The 5043-nt window shown below is 43.2% G+C and carries 5 protein-coding genes; 4 read left to right on the forward strand and 1 reads right to left on the reverse strand.

Annotated elements, in window-relative coordinates:
* Positions 1–494 precede the first annotated feature (494 nt).
* Together AC59IL_RS38725 and AC59IL_RS38730 are read left to right on the forward strand one after the other, a co-directional pair.
* Entirely contained in the window at positions 495–923 is a 429-nt protein-coding gene (locus tag AC59IL_RS38725) for an EthD family reductase (protein WP_496557629.1), read from the forward strand.
* Between the two features lie 388 nt (positions 924–1311).
* Positions 1312–2076 (forward strand): hypothetical protein, encoded by a 765-nt coding sequence (locus AC59IL_RS38730; RefSeq protein ID WP_496557630.1) that lies wholly within the window; start codon positions 1312–1314, stop codon positions 2074–2076.
* Between the two features lie 318 nt (positions 2077–2394).
* Here AC59IL_RS38730 and AC59IL_RS38735 read toward each other — a convergent pair whose 3' ends face one another.
* On the reverse strand, positions 2395–3387 hold the full coding sequence (locus AC59IL_RS38735) for a winged helix-turn-helix domain-containing protein (RefSeq protein WP_496557631.1): 993 nt from the start codon (positions 3385–3387) through the stop codon (positions 2395–2397).
* A gap of 171 nt (positions 3388–3558) precedes the next feature.
* Between AC59IL_RS38735 and AC59IL_RS38740 the strand changes: the two genes are divergently transcribed.
* The gene (locus AC59IL_RS38740; RefSeq protein ID WP_496557632.1) at positions 3559–4239 is read left to right on the forward strand and encodes a YceI family protein; all 681 of its coding nucleotides are present in this window, start codon (positions 3559–3561) and stop codon (positions 4237–4239) included.
* A gap of 110 nt (positions 4240–4349) precedes the next feature.
* Positions 4350–4604, forward strand: coding sequence for a hypothetical protein (locus AC59IL_RS38745; RefSeq protein ID WP_496557633.1), 255 nt, complete (start codon positions 4350–4352; stop codon positions 4602–4604).
* Positions 4605–5043 lie beyond the last annotated feature (439 nt).

The following is a 5043-nucleotide window of genomic DNA, read 5'->3' on the forward strand; positions in this document are numbered from 1 at the left end:
TTTTCTGCTTTGGTGCAGCCAAAACCTTTACATAGGAAATTTCGAACCTATTAATACAGGATTTGCTGGAAATTCAACAGTTTACTCATATGTTTAATACCCAAAACCAAGTTGGTTATATAAAATATGTTTGATATACAAATAAGCAATCCGGTTGCAATTGAAGTAAGAGATAACAATGATAATCACCTTAATGAAGCAATTCAATCTATTTTGGCCATTTCGATCTACCCAGCATATCGACATTCATAGCATTGCCATTTTGTGAGAAGCGATCCTTCACCGTCAATGCATAGGTTAATTTGATATTTTTTGATACAAATAAAAACAAAAAAAACATGTAATCATTTAAATTACGTGGGCGTCTGTATTCTGTGATACCTATGGTACAAAACTCGAACCTTTTTATATTAGATTTACGTAAATTAACTGAAATAGCATACAGATGGAAATACTTGGCAATTTATATATTCTGTAACTTAAAGAAACTAATTATGAAGTTTAAACTAATTTTATTGTTTTTGCTTTTAAACATTTGTTTTGTGGCATTTAGTCAAGACAAGCAATCTGAAAAATCCCAAAAACAGGACATTACTGTTACTGAAAAAGGCTTAATTAAGATATCCATTATGTACCCGTACGCGGAGGGTAAAACCTTCAATATGGAATATTATGAAACTAAGCACATGCCTATGGTGGCGGGTTTTTTAGGGTCAAACCTGGTTAAATATACTATTGAAAAAGGGCTTTCCAGTGGTATTCCTAATCAACCTTTACCTTTTATGGCTATTGGCACATTTTATGTAAAAAGCTTAAGTGAATATCAAGCGGCAATAGCTCCTAATAGAGATGCGATCCGTGCAGATTTTGTCAACTATACTAATGTTAGTCCTGTCATTTTGGTGAGTGAAGTGGTAAAATAAAGTTAGCATTTATCAAAATAGCTCAGTTTGGGCATTTGAAACTCGTCACGACTGGACTGCTGCTGATGCCTGAATTGTTGCTGATGTTTTGTTCAATAACTGGAAAAGAAACAGAGCAGCAAATGACAACTGACAACACTATTGCCTAAAGCAAATTAATAACTATTTTATTACCCGTTGTTTAACTTCCCGGAGGGATACCTTGACTTAGCGAGCTATTAGTATTTCGCCATTATGGCCCTTGTCATAAAAATACTACCTATTTTTATCCAAATTATTACCGGAGTATTGATATTGCTATTATAGCAAAATTTCGCCAAACTTACAGAGCTTTAAGACTTGCAATAATCGTTGTTGCTGTACGTTATCCAATAAAACACCTCTTCCTATGAAAAATCTCACCCTAACAACCGTTCTACTTCTTTCTCTCTCTTCTTTATTCGCGCAAAAGCAAGACCATGATCCGAACCTGATCTTCGGTAAGTATATCTACACCGACAAAGCCACGGGTAAAAAATGGGGCGCTGATGATTCCGTTGTCTCCAGCCAATGGACCGTGACGGACAACCGCGAACAACTGGCCTTTGGGGAATTGTATCTCAACAATGCCACACATGATACATTGAAGAATGTCGTATTCTATTATTTTATCAAAAGCATCAGAGAATCCAAAGAGGTCCGGACGGTGGACACTGCGGCCAGGATCATCACTTCGTATAATTTTGTTGATATCACCGGTTTTCATGTCGAAAAGGCGATTAAAGTTCCTCACCGCAGCGATACCGGCCGGTTCTATTCTGTATCGAGGAAAGGGATCAATACCCTGGAAGATGGCAAAAGGGATATCGCGCAAGCAATCTTAGGTTCGCCGAAGTTTGTGCTGCTCCAGAGCGTCCGCGTACCATATACGCATGGTTCATTTTACTATCGGTTCGCCAATATGACGGACTTCGCCGAAATCCCGGTGTTTGGGGAAGAACGTTTTGGCCCTTCATTCAAGAAACAGTTTGCCAAGATCTTCGAAGGCTGCCCGACCATGCAGCAGATGGTCAAAGACAAGAACTACTCCGAGGATGTATCGGGGTTGATCGCAGCATTCCGGGATTACAATAGTCTGAATTGTCCGGATAACAAGGCTTCGGCTCAAAACTAATCTTACCCGACAGCGCAATCATGGATGGCACAAATAAGCGTCCAGGAATTTAAAGCATCAAAAGGCATAATCGTGACTACCACGTTTCTTACCCGCGATGCGCTGGAACGAATCGAACGGGACAAATACATACTGGGTAAAGTCGATAGGGACGACCTAATCGGCCAGCTCACGTAAGTGTAATAACCAGGGCTTTGTGTACCAGGAGGGTTTTTTGTTTGGTAGATGTTTACTTTTTCGGCTTTATTTAGGCATCACAGCAGAAACGTTCAGCCGCATCCGGAAACAAACCAGCAAAAGCAATTAGGAAACTGACATTCAGCACACCATTTGACCAATGACCAGCTTATACCCTTTGCCATGCACATTCAGGATGCTTACGCGTGGATCCGCCTGCAACTTTTTCCGCAATTTCGAGACGAACATATCCAGGCTCCGGCCAACGATGACGCCTTCATCTTCCCACACTTCTTTCATCAACTGATCACGATCTATCATTTCCTGCTGGGCGTTGGCAAATACTTGCAATAGTTTGGCTTCTTTGGCTGTGAGCAGAATGATGGAAGAACCAGCTACCAGTTGCTGACTTTCCCGGAAGAAAAGCAGGTTACCAATAGCAATACCGGTTGGCGTCGGGACTTCCTGTTTAATTTCTTCCGATGGCAGATCTGGTTGAATATTTTGCGGCCCTGAACTATCCATCGTTATCCTGGTTGAGGTACCCAGGGCTGGCATATTGCCTGGCTTGTCGGAAGTTCTTCTTTTTCTTATATACAGGACGCGGAATAATAAACTTGCCAGAATAGCCACCAGGCTACCTGCCAGCAGGCCGCTTGAAAACGGGTCCATGCCGGCGGCTTCGGTTTCTGTAAACCTGATCCGGATATTGTAACAAGCTTTTTCCTGCCGGCGACCCAGGCAGGGTATTACATCGCGGGCACTGTCTTTATATATCTGGAATCCGTAGATCACTTCTGCCGATGGGGCGCAATGGATCACTTCCACGAGGTAGCTGGAGGGCAAGCCGTTGGCCGCTACCGCCCGGCGAACAGTAGCCACCAAAGTAGCAGGCACAAAGGTAAAAGGTGCCGCAAACCGGATTAGGTATTCCTTGTTTGCCCGCTCTTCCACAGGGAGGATGCGGGAGGAGGAATCGCCGGCCTGTAACAGCAATTGGTGACCGATCTGCCGGATCACCAGCTTTTCAGTCGCCTGATCTGTAGCGGGCACGGCAGCCCGGCGACGGATGGCGGTCCAGGAAACAATGACTATAAGGGCGGTGCCCATTGCCAGCAAGACTTTCCAGCTCATACTTAAAATTACAGCATTCCCTGCGAGCCCCGGTAGCGCCGGACAGATTTTACATTCGTTTACAAAGTTTTTACCACGCTTTTACTACTCCTGCGGACGGACGCTGTAGGTTTGTATCAACAGCCCGGGCTTCTTTGTTTCTACTTTCATCATCACATAAATCAACATCTTATGCGGTCAATCTTATTGTTCGTATGCGCATCCTTGTGTCTCATCGGCGCCGTCGCCTGCCGGGATCGTTCAGCGGCGGATATCGCTGCCCCTACACATGCTATTACAGAGCCGGCACCTTCCACCCCAGCGGGAAGTGTAGTGGGTTATTCCCTTGTTATACCAGAAAGTTTTGTCAATTGGAAAGGCATGCATGTCATGGGAGGCAAGGGACATCAAGGCTATATCAAACCCCTGACGGGCACCCTGGCTTTCGATGCCAACGGCACTATTGCAGGAGGCTATTTTGAACTGGATATGAATACGATTACCATTACCGACAGGAAAGACACGAGCAGCGATAACGGACTGGTATCGCATCTGAAAGACCCTGATTTCTTTGATGTGAAGAAGTATCCCAAGGGGACATTTCAATTAATCAAAGCAATTAAAGTCTCCAACGATTCTTCTTATTATATTACCGGGCAACTGACCTTGAGGGCCATTACGCAGGAGATCCATTTTCCGGCCACGATTGTCAGGAATGGGGAGGATATTGTTGCCACAGCGTCGCTCACCATAGACCGTACGAAATGGGGGATCACTTACCAGTCAGGCAGTGTATTTGGGCTTGTAAAAGATGAGTTGTTGGAAGACAGGGTACCGGTGTCACTGGCTTTACGGTTTCACCAGCAGCAGTAGGAAGCAGGCCAGGCGGAACACAATCTCTTATAGATGTTGTTGCCTGCTATCAAGGCATTTAGTTGGTGGCGGGATTGGGCTATCTTTTCCAACTTTAATTAAAAATTTATATGAAATATTCAGCCGTTTTAAGCATTCTCATCCTGTTCGCTTGCGGATGCAATCGCAATGAAGTGAGGACAAAACTTTTGAACGAACAAGAAATCCTAAAGGACAGCGCTAATAATATAAGCGAAAGGATAGGCGGCTACATGCAAAAAGGCGTTTACGACAGCGCAGAGGCTAAAAAGAAGCAACTTGGAACCGTTCATGCTCGGTTAATTTACAATACCCGGAACTACTACAGGAATTTTGGTAAAACCTGAAATGATTATTAGCGCCACTAGGATAAAGCTATGCCGTAGTATCGATTTTAAATCTTCCTGCATAAGTAGGTTTCTGTTTTCCAAAAATAGAAATTAGCATACAATAATGCTGCACAGAAACCTGATTTCACCACGCATATGGATTTACTGGCGGCATATTCCATTCTTTTACTTTCCTTCATCTCGCCTTCTACCTACAGCACAAGAGGAGACAAAGAAAAACAGGACGGTATAAAAACCGTCCTGTCTCAATTGGATCAATCGAACTGGATTCGAACTTATCTAACGTATTCAAAATAAGAGCAATGATGCTATTACCCTAAATAGATTCAATATTATTGAAATTAAAAAACCCTTCAAATCCAATTATTTGAAGGGTTTCATTTTTAAGTCGGTACAACTGGACAGTCTATATGTAAAAGGTTTCGGCGCAACAGCA

It is taken from the genome of Niastella sp. sgz303648 (assembly GCF_059587045.1).